The sequence below is a fragment of the Chryseobacterium oleae genome (genome assembly GCF_900115055.1).
GTDB lineage: Bacteria > Bacteroidota > Bacteroidia > Flavobacteriales > Weeksellaceae > Chryseobacterium > Chryseobacterium oleae.
Window position 1 is genome coordinate 587552 of record NZ_FOVD01000001.1, and the last position, 20662, is coordinate 608213.

17 protein-coding genes are annotated in these 20662 nt (G+C 38.8%); 12 read left to right on the forward strand and 5 right to left on the reverse strand.

Annotation, left to right across the window (positions count from 1 at the left end; all coding sequences use genetic code 11):
* Nucleotides 1–5 precede the first annotated feature (5 nt).
* The 11 genes from BM143_RS02635 to BM143_RS02685 all read left to right on the forward strand — a co-directional run bounded on the left by BM143_RS02635 (nucleotide 6) and on the right by BM143_RS02685 (nucleotide 13752).
* Nucleotides 6–1043: a hypothetical protein gene (locus BM143_RS02635; protein WP_090022720.1), complete on the forward strand. Its 1038-nt coding sequence runs from the start codon at nucleotides 6–8 to the stop codon at nucleotides 1041–1043.
* 56 nt (nucleotides 1044–1099) lie between these two features.
* Nucleotides 1100–1546, forward strand: coding sequence for a hypothetical protein (locus BM143_RS02640; protein WP_090022723.1), 447 nt, complete (start codon nucleotides 1100–1102; stop codon nucleotides 1544–1546).
* A gap of 123 nt (nucleotides 1547–1669) precedes the next feature.
* Nucleotides 1670–3601: a type VI secretion system Vgr family protein gene (locus BM143_RS02645; protein ID WP_090022725.1), complete on the forward strand. Its 1932-nt coding sequence runs from the start codon at nucleotides 1670–1672 to the stop codon at nucleotides 3599–3601.
* A 12-nt stretch (nucleotides 3602–3613) separates the two neighbouring features.
* Nucleotides 3614–6100, forward strand: a complete 2487-nt coding sequence (locus BM143_RS02650; RefSeq protein ID WP_090022727.1) for an HET-C-related protein — start codon at nucleotides 3614–3616, stop codon at nucleotides 6098–6100.
* Nucleotides 6101–6177: 77 nt separating this feature from the next.
* Nucleotides 6178–6921, forward strand: a complete 744-nt coding sequence (locus BM143_RS02655) for a DUF7738 domain-containing protein (RefSeq protein ID WP_228430669.1) — start codon at nucleotides 6178–6180, stop codon at nucleotides 6919–6921.
* Between the two features lie 9 nt (nucleotides 6922–6930).
* Nucleotides 6931–7602, forward strand: coding sequence for a hypothetical protein (locus BM143_RS02660; RefSeq protein WP_090022731.1), 672 nt, complete (start codon nucleotides 6931–6933; stop codon nucleotides 7600–7602).
* Nucleotides 7603–7633: 31 nt separating this feature from the next.
* Nucleotides 7634–8626, forward strand: coding sequence for a hypothetical protein (locus tag BM143_RS02665; protein WP_090022733.1), 993 nt, complete (start codon nucleotides 7634–7636; stop codon nucleotides 8624–8626).
* Nucleotides 8627–8647: 21 nt separating this feature from the next.
* Nucleotides 8648–9115, forward strand: a complete 468-nt coding sequence (locus tag BM143_RS02670; protein WP_090022735.1) for a DUF4280 domain-containing protein — start codon at nucleotides 8648–8650, stop codon at nucleotides 9113–9115.
* Between the two features lie 10 nt (nucleotides 9116–9125).
* Complete coding sequence (locus BM143_RS02675) at nucleotides 9126–12044, forward strand: hypothetical protein (protein WP_090022737.1); 2919 nt, start codon at nucleotides 9126–9128, stop codon at nucleotides 12042–12044.
* Nucleotides 12034–12981: a hypothetical protein gene (locus BM143_RS02680; RefSeq protein ID WP_090022739.1), complete on the forward strand. Its 948-nt coding sequence runs from the start codon at nucleotides 12034–12036 to the stop codon at nucleotides 12979–12981. Before BM143_RS02675 ends, BM143_RS02680 begins: the two co-directional genes overlap by 11 nt.
* 21 nt (nucleotides 12982–13002) lie before the next feature.
* A complete protein-coding gene (locus tag BM143_RS02685; RefSeq protein ID WP_090022741.1) occupies nucleotides 13003–13752 on the forward strand; it encodes a hypothetical protein in 750 nt (249 codons plus the stop codon).
* A 178-nt stretch (nucleotides 13753–13930) separates the two neighbouring features.
* Here the strand turns inward: BM143_RS02685 and BM143_RS02690 are convergent, their stop codons facing one another.
* The 4 genes from BM143_RS02690 to lpdA form a co-directional block, all read right to left on the reverse strand.
* Complete coding sequence (locus BM143_RS02690) at nucleotides 13931–14731, reverse strand: patatin-like phospholipase family protein (RefSeq protein ID WP_090022743.1); 801 nt, start codon at nucleotides 14729–14731, stop codon at nucleotides 13931–13933.
* A gap of 271 nt (nucleotides 14732–15002) precedes the next feature.
* On the reverse strand, nucleotides 15003–16943 hold the full coding sequence (locus BM143_RS02695; RefSeq protein WP_090022745.1) for a S9 family peptidase: 1941 nt from the start codon (nucleotides 16941–16943) through the stop codon (nucleotides 15003–15005).
* Nucleotides 16944–17021: 78 nt separating this feature from the next.
* Nucleotides 17022–17636, reverse strand: coding sequence for a PH domain-containing protein (locus BM143_RS02700; protein ID WP_090022747.1), 615 nt, complete (start codon nucleotides 17634–17636; stop codon nucleotides 17022–17024).
* A 29-nt stretch (nucleotides 17637–17665) separates the two neighbouring features.
* A complete protein-coding gene (gene lpdA / locus BM143_RS02705; RefSeq protein ID WP_034732119.1) occupies nucleotides 17666–19054 on the reverse strand; it encodes a dihydrolipoyl dehydrogenase in 1389 nt (462 codons plus the stop codon).
* A gap of 278 nt (nucleotides 19055–19332) precedes the next feature.
* Here lpdA and BM143_RS02710 point away from each other — a divergent pair, with 278 nt between their 5' ends.
* Entirely contained in the window at nucleotides 19333–20217 is an 885-nt protein-coding gene (locus tag BM143_RS02710) for a hypothetical protein (RefSeq protein WP_090022749.1), read from the forward strand.
* A gap of 137 nt (nucleotides 20218–20354) precedes the next feature.
* Here the strand turns inward: BM143_RS02710 and BM143_RS02715 are convergent, their stop codons facing one another.
* Nucleotides 20355–20654: a hypothetical protein gene (locus BM143_RS02715; protein WP_228430671.1), complete on the reverse strand. Its 300-nt coding sequence runs from the start codon at nucleotides 20652–20654 to the stop codon at nucleotides 20355–20357.
* Between the last annotated feature and the right edge of the window lie 8 nt (nucleotides 20655–20662).

Below are 20662 nucleotides of genomic sequence, written 5' to 3' on the forward strand. Positions count from 1 at the left end.
ATTCCATGGAAATACTCATCACTCACGGACAGGGCATTATCAAGGCTCTGTACGATGGCTTTGCCAGCTGTTTAATCATCAGACGTCCTGTGGCCGTGAACTGGCCGGACTCCCGTGGAAGTGTGGGTGAATACTATGCTGTGTCTGAACTTTCTGACAAGGAAAAAATAACGTTTTCTGATGGCCTTAATCAGGCGCTTATTGACGGAGCAGAAACGGAAATCATGACGGGCATTGAGGATTTTCTTAATCTTTTTGAAAATGGTACCTATCAGGTCAATCTGGGTAAGATTCCGTATGATAATTCCAATTTTTACATGAGCAGAACTTCAGCTGCTGATGAAAACACCAATGACCAGAAATTTTCCGGTTGGTTCTACCCTTTTGATGATTTTAATTATCTGTATACGCTGGAAAGTAAAAGTATTGATCCTGAAAGAACGGAATACTACATCGATCTGATTAAAAAAGGAGGTCGCCCGAAACCGGTTATATTTTACAGCCTCTACCATCTGGATCCGATGCTGAGCTGTGCTTTTGTACTGGACGGTCATCATAAAATTGAAGCTTATACCCTGCTAAAAATGGACATCCCTGCTGTTTTTATTGTAAAAGATAATAATGACTACAGCTCTGTTTCGGAAATCATGCATGGCGCACACGATCTGCTTCAGGATATTGAGTTTGAGCATCTTTTTCAGAACAATGATGAAAATCTGCAGCATATCAATTTCCTTCATGATGAAGTGTTAACCAATGCTCTGGATAAAATATTGAGAGAGTCGGAAAGAATTGATATCCCTGTCATTGAAGTACTGATCAAACATCATTCATCCGGTCTTCCGGAGGATAAGATATGGCTTTACAAACGCCTTGAGTCTTTAGCAGAAAATGTACACCTCAGTTTTTTTAATTTCAGAAAAGGCCTGAACGTTTATTTCCCTAAATACATTGAAGATTATAAGGCCGATGCCTGGTTTCTCAAAACCCTTAGAAATACCATGGAACTGAACACCTGGATCAATGAAACCGTCTTGAGATAGGCATCAAATGGCTTCATATTTGATAGGGTTTACATCTAACCAAAACTCAATATACAATGATCAAACCGATTTTATTAGGAGCCTTCTGCATCACTCAGTTTTCTTTAGCTTATGCAGCAGAAAAAACAACAATAAGCACTCAACCGATCCATCTTTCCAATGAGGTGCAGCCTTTCCAGAAAGTACCCAAAACAGTGATCATCAAAACGAAAAAGTTTAAGATCAGAATCGACAAACAACCCAACGGAAAATACCTTTACCAATCCTGGGCAGCCAATGCTAAGATCACTTCTAAACCAAGCATGATCATCAGCGATGGGGAATTGATTCCTGACGGCTCGGGCGGAAATTACTATTTCAGCTTTGTCAATGAAGGCTATAGCTATCAGGTCTGGAGGAATTATCTTACCGATTCAGCGTCCAAAGCGCCTTATACTCTGACTGTAAGTGATGAAAATGACCGTGAAGTTGTACGCCAGGATGCATTTGTTGTTAAACAGTAATTAGTGTGTCCTTAAATATCAAATTCTAAATAAAGTATCGTAGTTCTACTACAATTTTTCAAATTTACATCCAAATATTTTCTCAGAGGTTGTAATATTTCTATATTTATTGAAATAACACCAATGAAAAAAAATACTTCAAACTCTGAGAAGATTTCAGAAAACGATATTTCAGGCATCAACCGTGTCGTACGTTTGGATATTGTGATAGAAGGCCAGATCATCAAGCATTTTAAACACTTCCGGTTACAGCAGAGTGCAAAAAAGCACCATGAATTTGAACTGACTTTAGCTCACGATTCTTTAGGCAAAGCTCAGAACCACAACCTTTTAGATAGTCAAAAATTCTTAGGCCAGCGTCTGACCGTAACATTCAGGTATAAAGATTCGGAAAATGAAAGTCCGGAACGAAGTTTTGTAGGCCTTATTACAACTGTAGCTTTCAGCCAGGACAAAATGAGCCTTGGAAATATTATTTTAAAAGGTAAAAGTCCTACCATCTTAATGGATGCTGCACCCCATACACAGAGTTTTGGGGGAAGCCAGTCCGTTAATACGGGGATTATTGCTGAACGTGTCATCAAAGAAACACTCGGTTCGGGTAAATTTGATTTTAAAGTAAACAGCCAGAATAAAAGCTACATCAACTACAGCGCCCAGTATAATGAAACCCATTATAATTATCTGGCAAGAATAGCCGAATCCTATGGAGAACAGTTCTATTACGATGGATATGTTCTTCATTTTGGAAGCCTTCCTCCTGCTGAACAACCCATACCTCTCGTTTACGGAAGCAATGTAACGAACGTAAAAGTTGAAATGAACGCGGTACATACCAAACCTCAGTTTTTCGGATATGACAGCAGCAGCCATGCTAAGATGTTAAGTACCTCTACCAATGTCAAACATCTGGGCGAACTTGCTTCGAAAGCCTATCAGTTAAACGACGGTATCTTTACCAGCCAGTCTTTAACTCCCGTTCCTATCAATGCCAATATCTCCATCGATGTGGACGAGTCTCAGAAAAGTGCGGCCGGTAATGCGGCTGTAGAAGTATTTACTGTTTCAGGTGATACTACGGTTCCCTTTTTATATCCGGGATGTACTGCAGATATTCAAATGAGAAAGCCGGATACGAATGAGACCTCACACTTTACCAAATTAATGATCACAGAAACCATTCATGAGGTAGATGCAAGAGGCTATTACACAGGCTCATTTGAAGCTATAGCTGAAGGGACAGGTTTTATGCCTCGTCATGAATTTAAAATACCGAATGCCGAACCTCAGATTGCCACCGTAATTTCCAATACAGACCCGCTGAATCAGGGGCGTATACAGGTGCAGTTTGACTGGCAGCAAAATAATACCACCCACTTTATCCGAATGATGAGCCCCGACGCCGGAGGTACCGATCAGATCACTCAGAACAGAGGATTTGTAGCTGTTCCCGAAGTGGGTGATCAGGTTATGGTAGGTTTTGAATACCACCACCCGGATTTTCCTTTCGCTATGGGAGGAATGTTTCATGGTAAGGTAGGTTTAGGCGGCGGGATAGACAATCATGTTAAATCTATTCAGACCCGAAGCGGAAATAAAGTAATTTTCAATGATAAGGAAGGCAGTATCTTTATCGAGGATCCAAGCGGCAATTCGTATCTTATGGATGGCAAGGGCAATATCACCGTGACAGCGCCGAAAAATATGACCTTCATAGCCGGAGAAAATCTGATGATCAGTGTTGGTCAGAATATGAGTACCACTGTAGGTGCCGACCAAAGTAATATAGTCGGCATGAACAAATCAGAATCCGTAACGATGAATGACACGCAAAGTGTGGGTGCTATGAAAATCACCTCCGTCATTGGGGATGCCAGCATGATGATCAGCGGAAAACTGACGGAAATTATAGACGGTGACGTGCAAAGTGAAGTAAAAAAAGAAAGGAAAGAATATGCAGCAGAAGTAGAACATTCCTCAAACGAGGGCACGATCCACCAAAATGCCAAAGTTGAAGTAAAAAATAACAGCGGCGAAAAGAGCAGTAACTTTTAAAATGATTGGGCTATGAGCAGAACACGCATTGTAAAAGGTAAACTCACCAAAGTGACTCATCAGGATCACTTTATCTATTCAAGAGGTTCCATTATCAATAATGGAGCTACAAAAGTTATACAGACCGGAAAAGACAACGGTGTTTTATATGGCAAACCGCATTTTCCCGATTTGGTGTATGAGCCCACAGAATACAAATTAAAAAGTGTACTCGCTCACGAGCAGTTAAAGAATACGGCAAAAGAATTGTCTGAAATGACTTTTATACTCTTAATGCTTCAGATTTATGGAGAAGAGATAGAAGTGGAAGCCATAGGAAAGCTTTATAAGGATTTATGTGATGATAAACTGGAACCTCCTGAAATCATAGTAACCAAAAGTCCAATTAAAAATTACAAGGCCAACTATACCAATAAACGAAAAAAAATCCTCGTCAGTAAGGGATTCCTGGAAGAAGCCATTAAAGATAACGAGGTAAAAGCACAGTTAATGGTTGCTTTACTGGAGGAATATGGGCATCATATTGATAACCTCCTACGTACAGATTATGCCACCAACGGAAAAGAAGATAAAGACATCATAGATGAAGGGGCCAAATTTGCCTATTACTTTTTAACGGTAGATTTTGCCAATACTCCGAAACTGGATTTTGCAGAAGCTGAAACCCCGGAATATACAGGACCACTGGTTTTAGATCTGGGAAAAGAGAGCCAGGATTTATCCAAATATGCCAATCAGGAGCAATGGTATGATGATGATCCCAATGAGGATGATGTAGAAAATTTCGGATTTGGATTTGCCCACGGTACCCATGGAGGAATTGAAATGGAAGCGTTGGCTAAAACCAATATTTTTACTGAAAGTGAAGTACTGCAAATATATTATGGTAACTGGCTCAGAGACGTTTCTCAGGTCCTGGTACCTTTTACCATTCGTTTTACCAAGGCAGTAAGAGACAAAGTAGAAAACCATAATAAACAAACCAAAGGCAAGACCCAGCATATTAAGGCCGGAAATACTGCGAAATTTTCTCATGAAGGCTGGGTAGAGCTTATAGAGCTTTTTGCAGCCAAAGAATTTATTTATACCAAAGGAGGAACCGGTATTAAAACTGAAAATTATGTAAAGCATCTTGAGCGATTCAGAAAAACGTATGGACAGCTTACCAAAGATACTTTAGGAATTTACCGTCCAGAAGAACATATTGATAACCCCAGAGGATTGGAACGAGAGCATCAGTCTGTATATGATGAAACCCGTATCAAAAGAGAAATCCCCGGAGGGACAGAAGATATTAGCTTCTATATCGGAGAAAGTGAGGAATGCTTCAGGGTGAACAGTTTTGGTCAGAAGTACTACATTTACAGAGATGATGAAAATGCCCAGAAGAAAATGGGTGAGAAAGTAATGATCAAGGCAGACCCCTTGCGTCCATCATCAGATTCCTATATGTCTAATCAGCTGAGGCTTGCCGTAACGAAAGGTAAAAATAAGGATGGTTTCCGGCATTTCGGCGCAGCCATGCATGTTCTGGAAGATTACTTTTCACATACCAATTTTGTAGAACTCTCCTTATGCAAGCTTGGCTGGAAAAAAGACTCCCCATACAAATACCTTAAGAAAGTTTATCCCTGGGTGCAAAATCGCCAGGGAACAGATTATTCAACGATACCTGTCGTAACAGGTAAGTTTCTGTTAGATGACACCTGCGCCAGTGTGGTTCCAAAAATGGCAGATATGTTGCTGCCAATAGGTTTTTCCAAATATGAAGTGGGTAATCCCGGAGAAAGAACCTTTGGACAGCAAACGATCTACACCGTACTCAAAGATTTAGCAAAAGGACAGAAAGAAGATCCCACGCAAAAAAGTCTACAGTACCTGGGAATGGATTCCGTGGAGCTGTTCGACTACTACCAGAAATTACTGAAACTGTCCGATTGGATGACGGAACAGAAAAAAAGAGATGACCCTTTTGGATGGGTGATGAGAGGCTTTGGCTTCATCTCTCATTATATGGGTGAAATTCTGATGAATTTTACCAATGTGGTCTTTAATATTATGATAGAATCTGTAGATGATGATATAAAAGCAGCCCAGACCCATGTCACTAATGTCAACTATGGAGAAGATCCTACCCATACACAGGTTGGAAAAGATGCCCATGAAAATCCATTAAACGGATTGGCAGCTTCATTAGCGACCATTGCCGTAAAAGATGTGGGACAGCGTATAAAAGACATTTGGGACGGAAAGGTGTCTGACCCGGATGGCTCCAAACTGGTATTTCATGTACAGAACACCTACTCAAGGCATCCCCGGGCCGTAGAATGGATGGACAAAGAAGTGGAAAACTGGGTGATCAGAGTTTCAAAAAATGCTTCTTTTCTGGAAAAATTATACCATCCTACTCCTGTAGCCCATGCACATGATACCGCCAAAAGAAAAATTCGTATAGGCATGGATAAAATTGAGGAAATAAAAAAATATTTTGGAAAGTAATGAAACGATACTTAATCTTATTTAGCATAGTAATGTTATGCTTATCCTGCACAAAAAGTAAATCCCAAAAAAAAGTAATGACAACAGATTTTCAACTTACAGAATGTGAAGCTTATTATAAAGGTAAACCCCTGCCCTTCGGAAAGCCAATTGAAGAATGGGAAAAACTGTTTGGAAAACCTACAAGAAAATTTCATGAAGCTACATTTATCTGGGATCATCTGGGACTTGCAATAGATAATGGAAATGTTACTAAAGACCAGCCTTATGACCCTTCTTTTGAAGTCCGTAAACATGACAAATTAATTATATTTTATTCCAACCTTGATAGTCCGGCAGGGCAAAAAGGAAAATTGAAATTTGCCTTTGAAAGAGAATCAGCAGCTTACTTAATTAACGAATATAAAAAGGGAAATCCGGCGCTCCTTACAAAAGAACTGGAAAAAAAGATCACTGATGACAGAAGCATTGGAGGTGAAATGGGGCCTGATCATTTTATATACCCTTATACTCCTTACAAACAGACCGTAACGATTGACGGATCCGAAATCCATGCAGGTATATCACTGAAAGAACTTAATAAAAACCGTAAAGCAAAAGATCTTGAGACTTTTACTTTCAGAGATGATAATATGAATTTAGTTGATGAATCCGGTACTACAAATGGAGACAACGGGGAATACTGGAATGATAACAGGAAAATTGAATGTCCGAAAAAACAGAACTACTATTTTCTGAACAGCGTACAATACAGTGGTGCAGAACTGGAATATATCAAAATAGGATACAGAGTACAGGGAGATGACAGTCCTTATTTTTAAAACATCATCATGAACAAAATCACCAATCAAATAAAATATTTCTCGAAACTGTCTGCCGTATTTATCCTCAGTTTATTAAAGATTTATGGAATAGGAATCCTTTCAACAATCATTACACTTATACTGGGATTTTATATTTTATCCAGCAGTTTAGGAAGTTTTTTAGGACATAGTGGTGCTTATCTGTTCATCGTGGCTGCCGTGACCGTCAAGCCTGTTTCGGGTTCTATTTTTCTTTTACTGATGATAGCAGCTCCGTTTGTGATTGGTATTTTTTCTACGAAATATGCCATGGCCAATATCATAAGCAGGTTGGTAAGGGACCATTCGGAAACACTTTTGATTCCTGCTATTGATAAGATATTAAGCAAATTCAGAAGCGGACAGCCGGTTGTTATCAGAACCAGTGCAGATTATGCACTGATGAAAATCAAGCTGATGAATGAGTTTAAAAACAGCTCGGAGAATAAGATTTTAAAACGGATTTTAAGTTATGGTTTGAAAAAACTGAGTTTTGACGAATTGGATTTGAAAAATGGGAATGCCAATTTTTATGATATCATAAAAACCAAGCTGATTGAAAAACTTCACGAACTGGCCGAGCCTTCTGCTATGATTTTTTATATCTATATCGGTTTGCAGTGGCTAAGTTTGGGATTGATGTACTTTTTGAAAGTATAAAGAGTAATTTAATTTGGGAACCGTAATAAACATGAAAGATTCTGCCACAAAAGAATACATCAAATTAAAAACAGAAGGCATCCTTAATCTGGAAGCCCTCTGTGATGAATATGGTATGACGGCAGAAGAACTCGTAGGTTTTCATAACACCCATTGCAGTATTTCAGAGCTATTGAATCTTTCACTGCCTAAGTATGTGGAATATATTTATATCCCGGCAGACAAATTCAAAATCAGAGACAGCAGGCTGCTGAAAAATACAGTATTGGAAATCCCAACAGGATCCGGTAAGAAAGTCTATGGTGTGATCATCAAATTCCTTCCTAAAAATCTGCAGATCCATTATAAAATCAATGTCAGGAGAACTCATTCCTATATTGAGCTGAATAAGGAAAAAACTTACGTCAACAATCAGGGAATCGATAAAATAATAGAACAGCTTTTTGAAAAGGCAGAGCAGGTTTTATATCCGCTGCAAATTGCTACTAACAGTAATGGCTCCATTCAAAAGCTCCTGAATAAAGAAGATATTGCCCACCGCTGGAAAACAGAATGCTTTCCGGAACTGAAAGAATACTACCAGTCGGAAACTACAGACCGCATACTGGGACAATTGGATCAGGCGTATACTGATATCGATTTAAAGAAAGATCTGTTTAGCAGGAATATATTTTACAAGCTATTCTTTTTGCCTGTTTATAAAGGATATCCCAATTTTTCAAGGAAAGACTTTTTGCAGATCTACTTTTCAAGTCTGTCCCGGAATGCCGGATATACCATAGAATATTCTTTAAACAAAGAATATACAAGAGGAAATAAAATAGCACTAACAATAACAGGAACTGAAGAAGAAGATGGGTTCAATAGAAACTCATCTAAAGGCAGAATCGATCTCCTGTATAAATTTGAGCGGGAAACCAGAGAAATATTTTCAGTCAACGGCACTCTATCTACTTTTGAAAAAGGGGAAGAGTACATTATTGAATTTCAAGCCTATGAACAGAAAAATTCTCAGTCAATTTAAAAAACACTAAAAGAACACACAATGAGCGGAAAACATTTAGTCTGTCAAGGTGCTACCTGTATGTGTAATTTCGGAACAGCTCCGGATAAACTTCAGGTGAAGACACAAAGTAAACGCTACATCAATGATAATGCCGGCAGCAAAAAACTGATGGCTACCCATATGGATATCGGCAAAACTTTCGAGAAAAATACTTTTGGAAGCTGTGCGAAAATGAATAATAACCCCTGTCAGGTCGTGGTGACCCAATGGAGCGGTTTTTATGATAAAATAACACTGCAGGATAACAGTGGAAAGGCTTTACTTGAAGACAGCAAAGCAACCTGTCCCATCGGAGGACCTGACTGTATCAAAATCGTCAATCATGGACAGACCGCCGAAGCTTCTGCACAAAATGTGAAAAAAGCAGATGACGAAGTTTTAGCGGAACTCCTCCCCTTTGTGAATATAAAAGGCGGTGCCAAAAAATACATTCCTATCAATCAATAAATAAAGTCTTATGGATAAGAAGAGCCCATTACATATATATGTTGAATCTAAACCCGGACAGACTTTTCACAAAGATATTGGCTGGCTGGAATTGAAAAAAGCTGAAAGCTTCAATATTTACATCAAAGAATTTAAAGACCGGAAAGACGTATTGGACCAGAAGCAAAAAAAAGACTTGGAAAAAGCGAATAGAGATTATACCAAAAAAAGTGATGCAGTAGAAAAGGAGGCGAAGCAAAGCTATGATTTCCTTGTTCAGAATCGTGAAGATTATAAAGCCGGTAAAGTAACTGAACAGACGTATGATGCCAACGTTAGAAAACGTGAAGAAGGAATGGCAGCCCGGAAGAAGAAATATGCTGAGCTCGGTAGTGCGCACAATAAAAACGTTGAGGCGATCAATAAGCAATATGAAGCTGATCTGAAAGCCATTCAAGATGATTATCAATCGGTTCGCTGGGTCCATCAGCTTGTAGGTGACAGGCGTCCGGAACTTACAGCAGAAAGCTTTAACGAAGCTATGTCAACGGGCAAATCCAGCTTTAGTTTTTCCTTTGGTGAATTTCTGGAAGGCGGCGGCGCGGTATATCTTGAACCCTTTTGGGAAGGAACAACGCCTCTTGGGAAATATCCGCATGGTATTCTTATTAATGCTAAAGGTCTGCAACCTTCTGTTATTACGGCAGAATGGACCAACGCAGATAATATCAAAATTGCAAACCCATTAAAATTCGGTTCGTCCGTTTATCTGAATATTTATACAGACGCTTTATATGGAAACAATATAAAGGTTCAGCTTAAGGATAAAGACAAGGTCATCAGACTGATTACTTTAGGGATAACTGATTCAGATGATAAACTTTTCGCGACAGAATATCTCAATAACAATGCGGAAGAAAGAACAGAAGAAGACATCTCAAAACAAAAAGAGTTTTTCGAAAGACCTGTTTCCGTACATCAGGAAAAAACAGTTCCTTCTACTGCTAAAAGAGGGTATCTTGTAGAAGACGACAATAATAAGTACGATGGCGATGCCACAGGAAAGCCTAATGTACAAAAGTCAAAATTTGCCGTATTTATAGATCCTTTATGGCAGACTATGGGTGGAGATAGTTTGGAAATCTATCCTGTTGTTTATCATGACCGCATTCCCGGAAAGAAAAAAATTCTTCAGGAATGCATTCTAAAAATTGATAAAGATGCAGTGGAGGAAGTAAAGGTCAATGATTCCAATTCCAATCAGGTCGTTATTCTGAGCCAGGTGGAAACCAACCTACAGCATTTCAATCCCTGTGGATATGATACGATCAGCGCTTTTTTAGATACTACACAATATCCCATATTTACAAGGAAAACATCCGAAATCGACCGTGAACTCTATTTAAAAATCATCTCTAACGATAAAGTAAAGAATCTATACATTTATCTCCCGGACCTTAATACTACGGAATGCACCTACAACAATACCATAGAGTATCATACAGGCAAAGTAATTTCCTTAAAAAATCCGGAACCTCATTACAAAAACCTCAAAAAAAACGCTGAAGACGTTTCTTTTGACGTGAGCTATCCCAGACCAACTTCAGAGCAGATAATTGACTATGCCTGGCTGCCGAATGCCAAACCAATACGTTATGGACTTCAGTTTAGCACCTGCCGCTTTCAGCACCCCCTTACCATTGAAGTATATCCGGAACTGGAGTATACCTTTAATGCTCATTTAGGGGTGGAAGAAAATGAATATTTGTATGTTACCCAAACAAAAAATTATAAGAAGAGAGACTACAAGGGTAGTAAAAAAGATGGTACAAGACCAGCAAAAAAAGATCATAATAAAAGAGTAAAAGAAAATTTCAAGGAAGATGTAGACAATCAGGTCAAAAAGGACAATTTCCGGGAAAAGTATAAGGTATCTATTGGAGCAGAATATAAGTTTGGTGAGGAAGATCCCACAGTAGTGGAATTTGCTTTATTGAAAACTCTTGAAGATGTCATAGAAAACATAATGTACGTCTATGACACCATAGATTCTTATCTTCAGGGAGATCAGATGAAGCAGGTTGAGCAGGGAGAAGAATTCGATGAAGCAGGGAATAAAAAAAACCTTACACCCGCACAAAAAGCAAAGAACAGAGCTGAATACGAAGCCAAAAAAAAACAAAGACAGTCCAAAAAGAAAAACAGTATGCCCAAAGCGGCAGGTTTTCCTGTCCGTTTAGAAGTTACTCCACCTAAATTTACAGGAGGCGTTACCTGGGGCTATAAACAAAGTAAGAATGAGCCCAGTCTGATTGGGGTTAATTATCAGTTTAAGTTTGGAGCCCTTCCTCTTGTTGGTGTTACAGGAAGATTAGATCTCTTGTTTGTAGCTCAGTTTATTCCTTATGTAGGACAAGTGGTAAAAGCACTGGATAAAGCCGTTGCAGCGGTTAATAAGATGGGTGATGCTCTGGAGTTTCTAAAATTAGGAACTATGGAAGCTGAATATTATTTTGATCTGATAGTTTCCTCTCAGCTCGATATAGATGTTATCAAAGGAATGTCTTATCACACGATAGATGGTTTTACCGGAGGGCATCTTCAGATTGAATCACCTTTATCCATAACTTTAGAAGCTGGGGGAAGTATAAAAGCACAGTTTTTAGACGTAAAAGGGGAAGCTGCAATTTCAGCTTCGGCAACAGCAAAATTTAAAATTTATTACGTTTCAGATAAAAAAGAATTCTTAACTTTTGAATTTGAAGGTGTAGAAGGAATTGTTAAAACGAAATTTGTACTTAAACGAGATGAAGGACAAGGACAAATAGATGATGAACCAGTTCCTCCGGAAGACGAGCCTGAACCAGTTCCTATTTTAAGTGGTTTCAAAATAGATATTCCACTGTTTAAAAAACAAATTGTAGAAAATCCCCATAAAGATGAAAAGTAAGATAGCTTTATTAATCGCATTATTACCATTATTAATGGCTCAATGTCAAAAACAAGACAAAAAAGAAACAATGGAATTGAAAGAATATAAATACAAAAATGATAAAAGAATAGTTTACGGATTAGATGTTACCATTCCCGGACCATATGAAGCTTATGTAAATGATATCCTTGTTGAGCAGAGCAACGAAACAGGAATGCACAATACTCTTATTAATGTCAATCAGGCTATTTTAAAAAGTGGAACTTATAATTTCAAAATAAAAGTTTATCCCACAGCAGGAGAAGAAAAAGGCATAGAACCACAGACGCTATCTTTTCTAAAGGTAGGTTTAGCTAAATACGAAAAAATACCCGTTGGTGAAGGGGCTATGCCCGGTACATATCAGTATATGGAAAGTTATCCAATCGCAAAAATTGATAAACCCATTCCTTTTTATGAAGTCACCGGAAAATTTAAAGTGGAAGTTCCGTATGAATTGGAAGGCTGGAGCAAAGGACAGGATCTACGTAAAATGGATCAAAAGGTATTACAAGAAAAGGTTGTTGCGTATTATCAAAAACTTTGGAATATCTTAAATAATGGACAAGGAGATAAATGGATACAATTAACAAATACTAGAAAACAAGAAACGCTTGTATTTAATTATTATCTAAAAGAAGAATTGCAAAACGATCTTACAAAAGATATAACGAAAATTAATGACGGAAAACAAATGTTTATTCCATTAGAGAATTATATCATGAAAATTTATGCTGATGGAAAACTTGTCAGCCTAGAAAGGAATATTCATACTAAAGAAATGAACGGAAAACCACTAGATTCTAAAGGATGGAGTCCACTTATCAGAAAAGGCAAAAAATCTGGTGCTGTAGATTATCCTGTAAAATTATATCTTCCTGAAAACAGCAACGACTTCGTCATCATCCGTAAATAAAGCATGTATTATCATTAAACTATGTTCGGAGTCAATATTCAGGAATATCATTCTATCTACTTAACGGTTGCCTTTGTTTTGGTCATCCTGTTTCTTTCTTATCAATGGTTTAGAAAGGAGAAACGGATAAAAAACATACCCAAAGTCATACTAATTGCAGCCGTAGGTTTTATCTTTTATAAGGTGGTGTTTTTTACTACAACGATGGTATTATTTCTTGGATCTACGGCCAAAGACCACTTCTCCGACAACATCAGGGAAGCGAAGATTATAGATTTTAAAATGCAAAAAAGCAGACCTTCCAAAGGAACCCTTGCATATCCAATCGTTCAGTATCAGGATCATAATGGACTTCAGCAGAAAATCATGGTTGACACCGGCTTTGGCAGTTCTGATGCCCCAAAACTTCATGAAACAGTAAAAATCGTTGTAGACGAAAAAACACATCAGGCCAGACTTGTCACGGATTTAAAAGTGATGACGGGTGTCGGTGCTTTGATTTTTATATTCTTTGGCTTGATTATCCTAAGTGGGATTGTTGAATATGCATTGACCTCAAAACTTGAAAAGGTTCAGAGCGGTGTCGTATTCGGGAGTTTTTATGTTTTAATTCCTCTTCTTATCACGGGAGCAGCCTATTTCTTTGGAAAATCTGCCTGGGATCATTTCACGAAAGATCACTTTTCGAAAAGGTTTTGGATTCACAGTTGCATTACGGTAGGATGCTTACTGTTTATGGTGGGCTATATTAATATATTACGGAAAAAGTAGAGTATTTTAGATGGTAAGAGCCAAGAACAAGATGCCAGACATCAGATTTCAGACATCAGACATCAGACATCAGACGGTGAATCTATTAATTAAGCCAACAGCAACTAGCAACTAGCAACTAGCAAACCTAACCAACTCTCTCAAACCCAAAAACTCTCCGACTCTCAAACCTGCCATCTCAACTTCCGGATTGGCGCAGTTCAGATCGGAAACCACTTGTCTCATAGCTTTCTTCTGCCGCCTGGTAACCGACATTAAAAATCTCTTCCAGCCGGTCCTTTCTACGCTCAAAAGTTCCGTAGCTGGACAGTTTCTGGGAGGAAATAAACCAGTCGCAATAATCGAATTTTCCTTTTTCTATTCTGTAGGAAAGAAGGTCATAGGAACGGGAAACAATGGCTTTGATTGATTTTAAGTCGTTGATATCAATGTTATGGGGAGGAGAAACAAAAACACCGATCAGCTTGTCGCATTCTTCTCTGATAATATCTGCTGGAAAGTTGTTCAGGACGCCTCCATCACAATACATTTCATCCCCGATGATGTAAGGGGTTGTCACTCCGGGAATGGAGCATGATGCAATAATAGCATCTACGACTTTGAAGTTTTCGTCAAATATTTTCTCAGTTCCGGAAACCAGTTCTGTGGCTACAATTTTCACTTCCTTGTTCAGATCACCCAGTTTCATATCATGGAAAATAGGTTTAAGGTAATTCCTGAAAATAACGGAAGAAACAAGTCCCGGCTGATTAAAAGTAAAATGTTTCCAGTTGAAAAAGTATACTGAATTGAAGAACTCCAAAATTTCGTCCGGTGTTTTCCCGACCGCATACAGGCATCCCACAATAGATCCCGCACTGCAGCAGGACAGCACATCTACATCAATTTTCTTTTCGTTCAAGAATTTCAACACTCCTGCATGGGCAATCCCTTTGGTACCGCCTCCAGACAAAACCAGTCCTGTTCTCTCAAAATTCATAGAATAAATGTAAGGAATCGGGGTGAGAAAATGAGGTTAAATTTTAGAAATCTCATATTTTAGAACCATTCTAGCAGACAACTCCCGTTAAGTTCTGTTTAAAATCAATAGAGGAGCTGGAAGCTGGAAGAGGGAAATTACTATTGGACATTCATTGTAAACCTTTCCATAAAATTCTATGGAACAGTCCTAAAAAATTGATAAAACTCAATTCCTGTTATACTTTAGCGTTCAATAACTTCCCTCTTCCTGCTTCAGACTTCCCTCTCTTTTACTTCAACAGATATTCCTGCATAAAACGGATCACCGCAAGTCGCTGAAAATCTACATTTTCTTTTTTTCTGAATCCGTGGCCTTCGTTTTTAGCCTCGAGATACCATACTGTTTTACCCTGAGCTTTCAGCTTGTCTCTCATCTGAACAGCTTCCGTCACCGGAACTCTCGGGTCATTGGTTCCCTGGATGATAAACATCGGTTTCTTGATCTTGTCAATATTGTTCAAAGGAGCAATTTTCGTAAAAAATTCAGCCATTTTAGGGATTCTTTCGTCACCGTACTCTACCCTTCTCAGATCTCTTCTGTATTCTTCCGTATTTTTAAGGAAGGTATTGAAATCAGAGATTCCCACGACATCTACAGAACATCTGATTTTATCGGCATATTCGTAAGCGGTAGCCAGGGTCATAAAGCCACCGTAACTACCTCCCATGATCATAATTCTGTCTTTGTCCAGCTCAGGCTGTTTTGCGATCCAGTCCAGAAGACTTCCGATATCTTTTACGGAATTCATTCTCAAATCCCAGTTATCTGCTGCAATGAATGTTTTTCCGAAACCTGAAGATCCTCTTACATTAGGGTAAATCATGGCAACGCCCATTTCATTGGTAAAATAGTTGGAAGAACCTATAGATGACGCCATAGACTGCCCTTCCGGACCACCATGGATATTAATAATCACCGGTCTCTTTCCTGTAAATTTCGATGGTGCAGGATAATAGAAACCAGAGATTTTCATATTGTCAAAGCTTTTCCATTCGATCAGTTTCGGAACGGACATATCTGCCGGCTGCATTTCTCCCTGCTCACTTTCCGTCCATCTTTCAATAGTCTGGCTGGCCATATCCATTTTATAAACATCTGAACCTGAATTGGCTGCAGATTTTGAAAAATATAGCGATTTTCCGTCATTCGAAAAATTCACACCTCCAATCAATCCAACCGGAATCTGACTTACCGGCGCATATTTTTTGGTTGCCGTATCAAGAATATACAATTTATTGATTCCGCTCTCGTTGGTAACAAAAGCAAGCTTAGACTGATCTTCAGACAAATCATAACCTTCAACATTCCATGGGATGGATGATGTAAGATATTCTGTCTTTTTCGTTTTTAAATTTAAAACGGCCAGTCTGCTGAATTCATTATTGCGGTCTGTAAGATAGAAGATCTCTTCTTTATTTTTTCCAAAAGCGGCATGTACCTGCACCACTCCTTTTTCTTTCCTGTCGGTAATGGGTTCCAGCTTTTTGGTTTCCAGATCATAGATGTACAGGTAAGAATCGTTGGCAGAAACATATTCTCCGATCAAAAGCTTTTTACCATCCTCAGACAGATCTGAGATTCCCCAACCACCGCCTTTTACTTCAAGGATAAGCTGTGTATCTTCAGGTTTTAAAGGATTCATATAATAAATATCCCTGTCGCCACCGTTTCTTTTCGTAGATGAGAAATAGAATCCTGAACCGTCTTTTTTCCACTTCATACCGCCATTCTGGGATCTTCCGCCATCGGTAAGCAATTTGGACTCCAGAGTTTTAAGATCAAGCTTAAAAAGTTGCCCGAATTCATTTCCTCCCGTATCTTTGGTATAGATCAAATATTCCCCTTTTACTGGCTCGTAGGATGCTGAATTGACCGGTTCATCAAAGAATGTGATCTGTTTTCTGTCTCCCATCGGAACAGAGATTTTATGAAGCTGGTTGGTAGAAGCAAAACGGGTCACTGCAATGATTTCTTTCCCATTGGGATGAACGCTTGCAACCCCTGCATTTCTGCTTTCGGAATATTTTTTAATCGCCTGGTTCAGATTTTTAGGAATAGGCAGAATATTCTCGGCAATGAGGTTTTCATTAGGACTTACAAACTCGTTTTTTGTCTGCGCAGACAGGAGTCCGGCCAATGACAGAGCAAGAATGATATAGTTGTTCTTCATTTTTAAAATTTTTCCTGAATTTACAAAAAAACCACAGACGAAATGTCTGTGGCTGGTATATTAAGAGGTAAGATTTTCTTAATTATTGATATACTTTTCAAAGATGGCCGAGAAATCTTTCTGATTGTATTTCTCATAGCTGCTCTTGGACCAGTTGAAAACATATTCATTCACATGTTGCAATTCCTGGCTTTTGGATACATTTTCCTGCTTTCCGGCCGCTACTGTTGTAATGGCTTTCTGAAGGCTGTCTACAGAGAACCCTAAAATCGACTGATTGTGGTGTACTTCCTGCTGAATCGCCAAAAGAGCTTTGTAAAGATCTTTTAACTGATCGATCTGACCTTTGCTTACGCTGATCATCAACGGAACATTTCCGATATGGAATGAAATTTCCACGTCAAGATCAATGGTTCCCGCAGTTTGTAGCGCTATATTGGAAAAAGGAAACTGATAATATTCGTACCTTCTTAAAATTCTCTTTTTGTCCAGAGCACTGGCTCCGTCGATATGAATTAATGCTCTGTTGGTAAAGCAGTATTCATCTCTTTTAGATTTGATTAAGAAGAAAATTCTTTCATTATCTTCCGATAAAATATAGTCGTCCGAGTCTACTTTGTCATAGTCCTGAGAAGGGATAATTTTCCCGATATCACCAAGACCCAGTGCTTCTGCAGCAAGTTTTTTAAACATCTTTGAATACGTTATTAGTTATGTTTGAATTAGATGTGGATCACTTCCCCATAAGCTGCAGCTGCTGCTTCCATAATGGCTTCAGAAACTGTTGGGTGCGGGTGGATCGATTTAATGATTTCATGACCTGTAGTTTCCAGTTTTCTGGCAACCACTGCTTCTGCAACCATATCTGTAACGCCTTCTCCAATCATGTGGCATCCTAACCATTCACCGTATTTAGCATCAAAAATAACTTTGATGAAACCGTCTGTGTTTCCGTTAGCAGTAGCTTTACCACTTGCAGAAAGAGGGAATTTACCTACTTTGATCTCATATCCTTTTTCTTTAGCCTGCTTTTCTGTAAGACCTACAGAAGCTACTTCAGGGTGACAGTAAGTACATCCAGGGATATTGCCGTAGTCGATTTTCTCAACGTGCATTCCTTTGATTTTTTCTACACAAGTGATTCCTTCAGCAGAAGCAACGTGTGCCAAAGCCTGAGTAGGAATGATATCACCGATTGCATAGTAACCTGGAACTGAAGTTTCATACCATTCGTTGACCAAAACTCTTCCTTTATCTGTCTGGATTCCCACTTCTTCCAATCCGATATTTTCGATATTGGCAGCGATCCCTACTGCAGAAAGTAGAATATCAGCTTCAAGGGTAATGGTTCCGTTGGCAGTTTTTACAGTAGCTTTTACGCCTTCACCGCTGGTATCAACGCTTTCTACGGATGCATTGGTCATGATCTCGATTCCTGTCTTCTTAAGAGATTTTTCCAAGTGCTTAGAAATTTCTTCATCTTCTACAGGAACGATGTTTGGCATAAATTCTACAACGGTTACTTTAGTTCCCATTGTATTATAGAAATCAGCAAATTCTACCCCGATAGCTCCGGAACCTACCACAATCATAGATTTCGGCTGCTCAGGAAGAGATAATGCCTGTCTGTATCCGATTACTTTTTTACCATCCTGAGGAAGGTTTGGAAGTTCTCTTGAACGTGCACCTGTTGCGATAATGATATGTTCTCCTGCATATTCAGTTACTTTACCGTCTTTATCTGTAACAGACACTTTTTTACCTTTCTGAACTGTAGCTGTCCCAAGAATCACATCGATCTTGTTCTTCTTCATCAGGAATTCAATTCCTTTGCTCATTTTGCTGGCTACCCCACGGCTTCTCTGGATCACGTTTGGAAATTCAAAACTAGCTTCCACTTTATTCAGACCATAGTCTTCAGCGTGGTTGATATAATGAAAAACCTGCGCAGACTTCAATAAAGCTTTCGTAGGAATACATCCCCAGTTCAGGCAGATACCTCCTAAGTTTTCTTTCTCGATAATGGCAGTTTTGAAACCCAATTGTGCTGCTCTGATGGCTGTAACATAACCGCCAGGACCGCTTCCGATGACAATGATATCGTAGTTCATTATTTTAAAAATTTTTATGCGAATTTAAGGAAAAATATTGGATGTTTTATGTTCTGCCATTTCATATTTCACTGAACACTAACTTGATTTCACCGGCTGCCAGGGAACCCATTCTCCATAAACGTATTTTTTTAATCAAATATTAAATACTATTCTAAAATTTAAATTCTCACAAAAACATCACGTTACAGTGATGTACTATGAAAACAAGTAAAATAATCATTTGTAAATGAATACAGTATAATATTTTTCTTTATTTTTGCTAAAAATCCAAACAAATGAAAACAAAGAATTTAATTTTCGCTTTTCTTTTATGCAGTTTATTCTTCAATGCACAAGTTGGCATTAGAACAACAACTCCGAACAGTACGTTAGCGGTTGCCGGATCTCTGGGAGCCGACTACAAGCAAATCACTGCTACTTCGTACAATATTACGGCTACAGACCACTACATCACGTATGACGGCGCGGCCAATGCTACATTTACCCTTCCTGTCATCGGAACCGGAACGAGCAGCTATACGGGAAGAATTTATAAAATAAAGAATATCTCTGCGTCCGGCATTACGCTCCAGGCATCCAGTGGGAATACCCTGAGAATCGATAACACGCCGGTTACCTCTTTTGTAATTCCTACAGGAGCTTATGCTGAAGTGGTGAATAACAGCAATACAACGGGAGGAACCTGGGATCTTTCTTTTACCGTGCTTCCGAAACCCAGCAATGTAGACATTTACGGGGTACAGCTTTCTATTCCTCCTCACGGAAATGGCAGTCCGGGAGTCAGTGACTGGACTAACCATACGGTAACGTCTTATGATACAGGAACCGGAACAGATTCGTGGTGGGTGATCAGCAAAGCTTCCACAACCTATGGTCACACAGCCTCCTTTTCCAATACCAGCCGAATGACCATCGTGTATGAATACCAGGGCCCGGCTTTCAATGTCACCAATATGTATCCGATTTTAACCGCGGGAAACAACTCCAGTTTTCCTGATGTTTTTACCGCTTCGTTTGTCAGTCTTGCCAATGTATCAGGAAAAACAAGACTTACGGTATCTGTTGCCCGTATCGACTTTATAGGTCTTAACGGAGGTAATAACAGTAACTGGACGGGGACTTTCCTACTGAATTTGCTGCTGGCAAGGAAATTATATTAAAGTTGAGGGTAAGACTAAAGCTAAGATTGCCTTCATATCATATAAAAGCCGTTTCATTTTGTGTGAAACGGCTTTTTATATTTTGTTTGCTTTCCGTTTTTAAACGGATTAGGAGTCATTTTTTTTAGGTTGAAATATTACATTTTTCTGAGTAATTTTTTCTGGCTCTGGTATTTTTCATTCAAAGCTTTTAGCTGATCCCGTTTCATTTTTTTAGTGGCAAGCGGGTGATTTAAAATCAGTTTTTTCTCTGTATTGTATCTTTTGTCCAGCTCTCGTGATTTGATATTAATCAATTCACTTTTAGTTGGTGGAGCCGGAGGACTTTTTTGGGCATTAACATTCATTGATAAGCCTAATAACACGACTGTTGATATCAAAAACTTTCTCATGAGATTTATTTTTTTTGAATGGTTTAAATAATCAATTTTTATCATTTAAATTC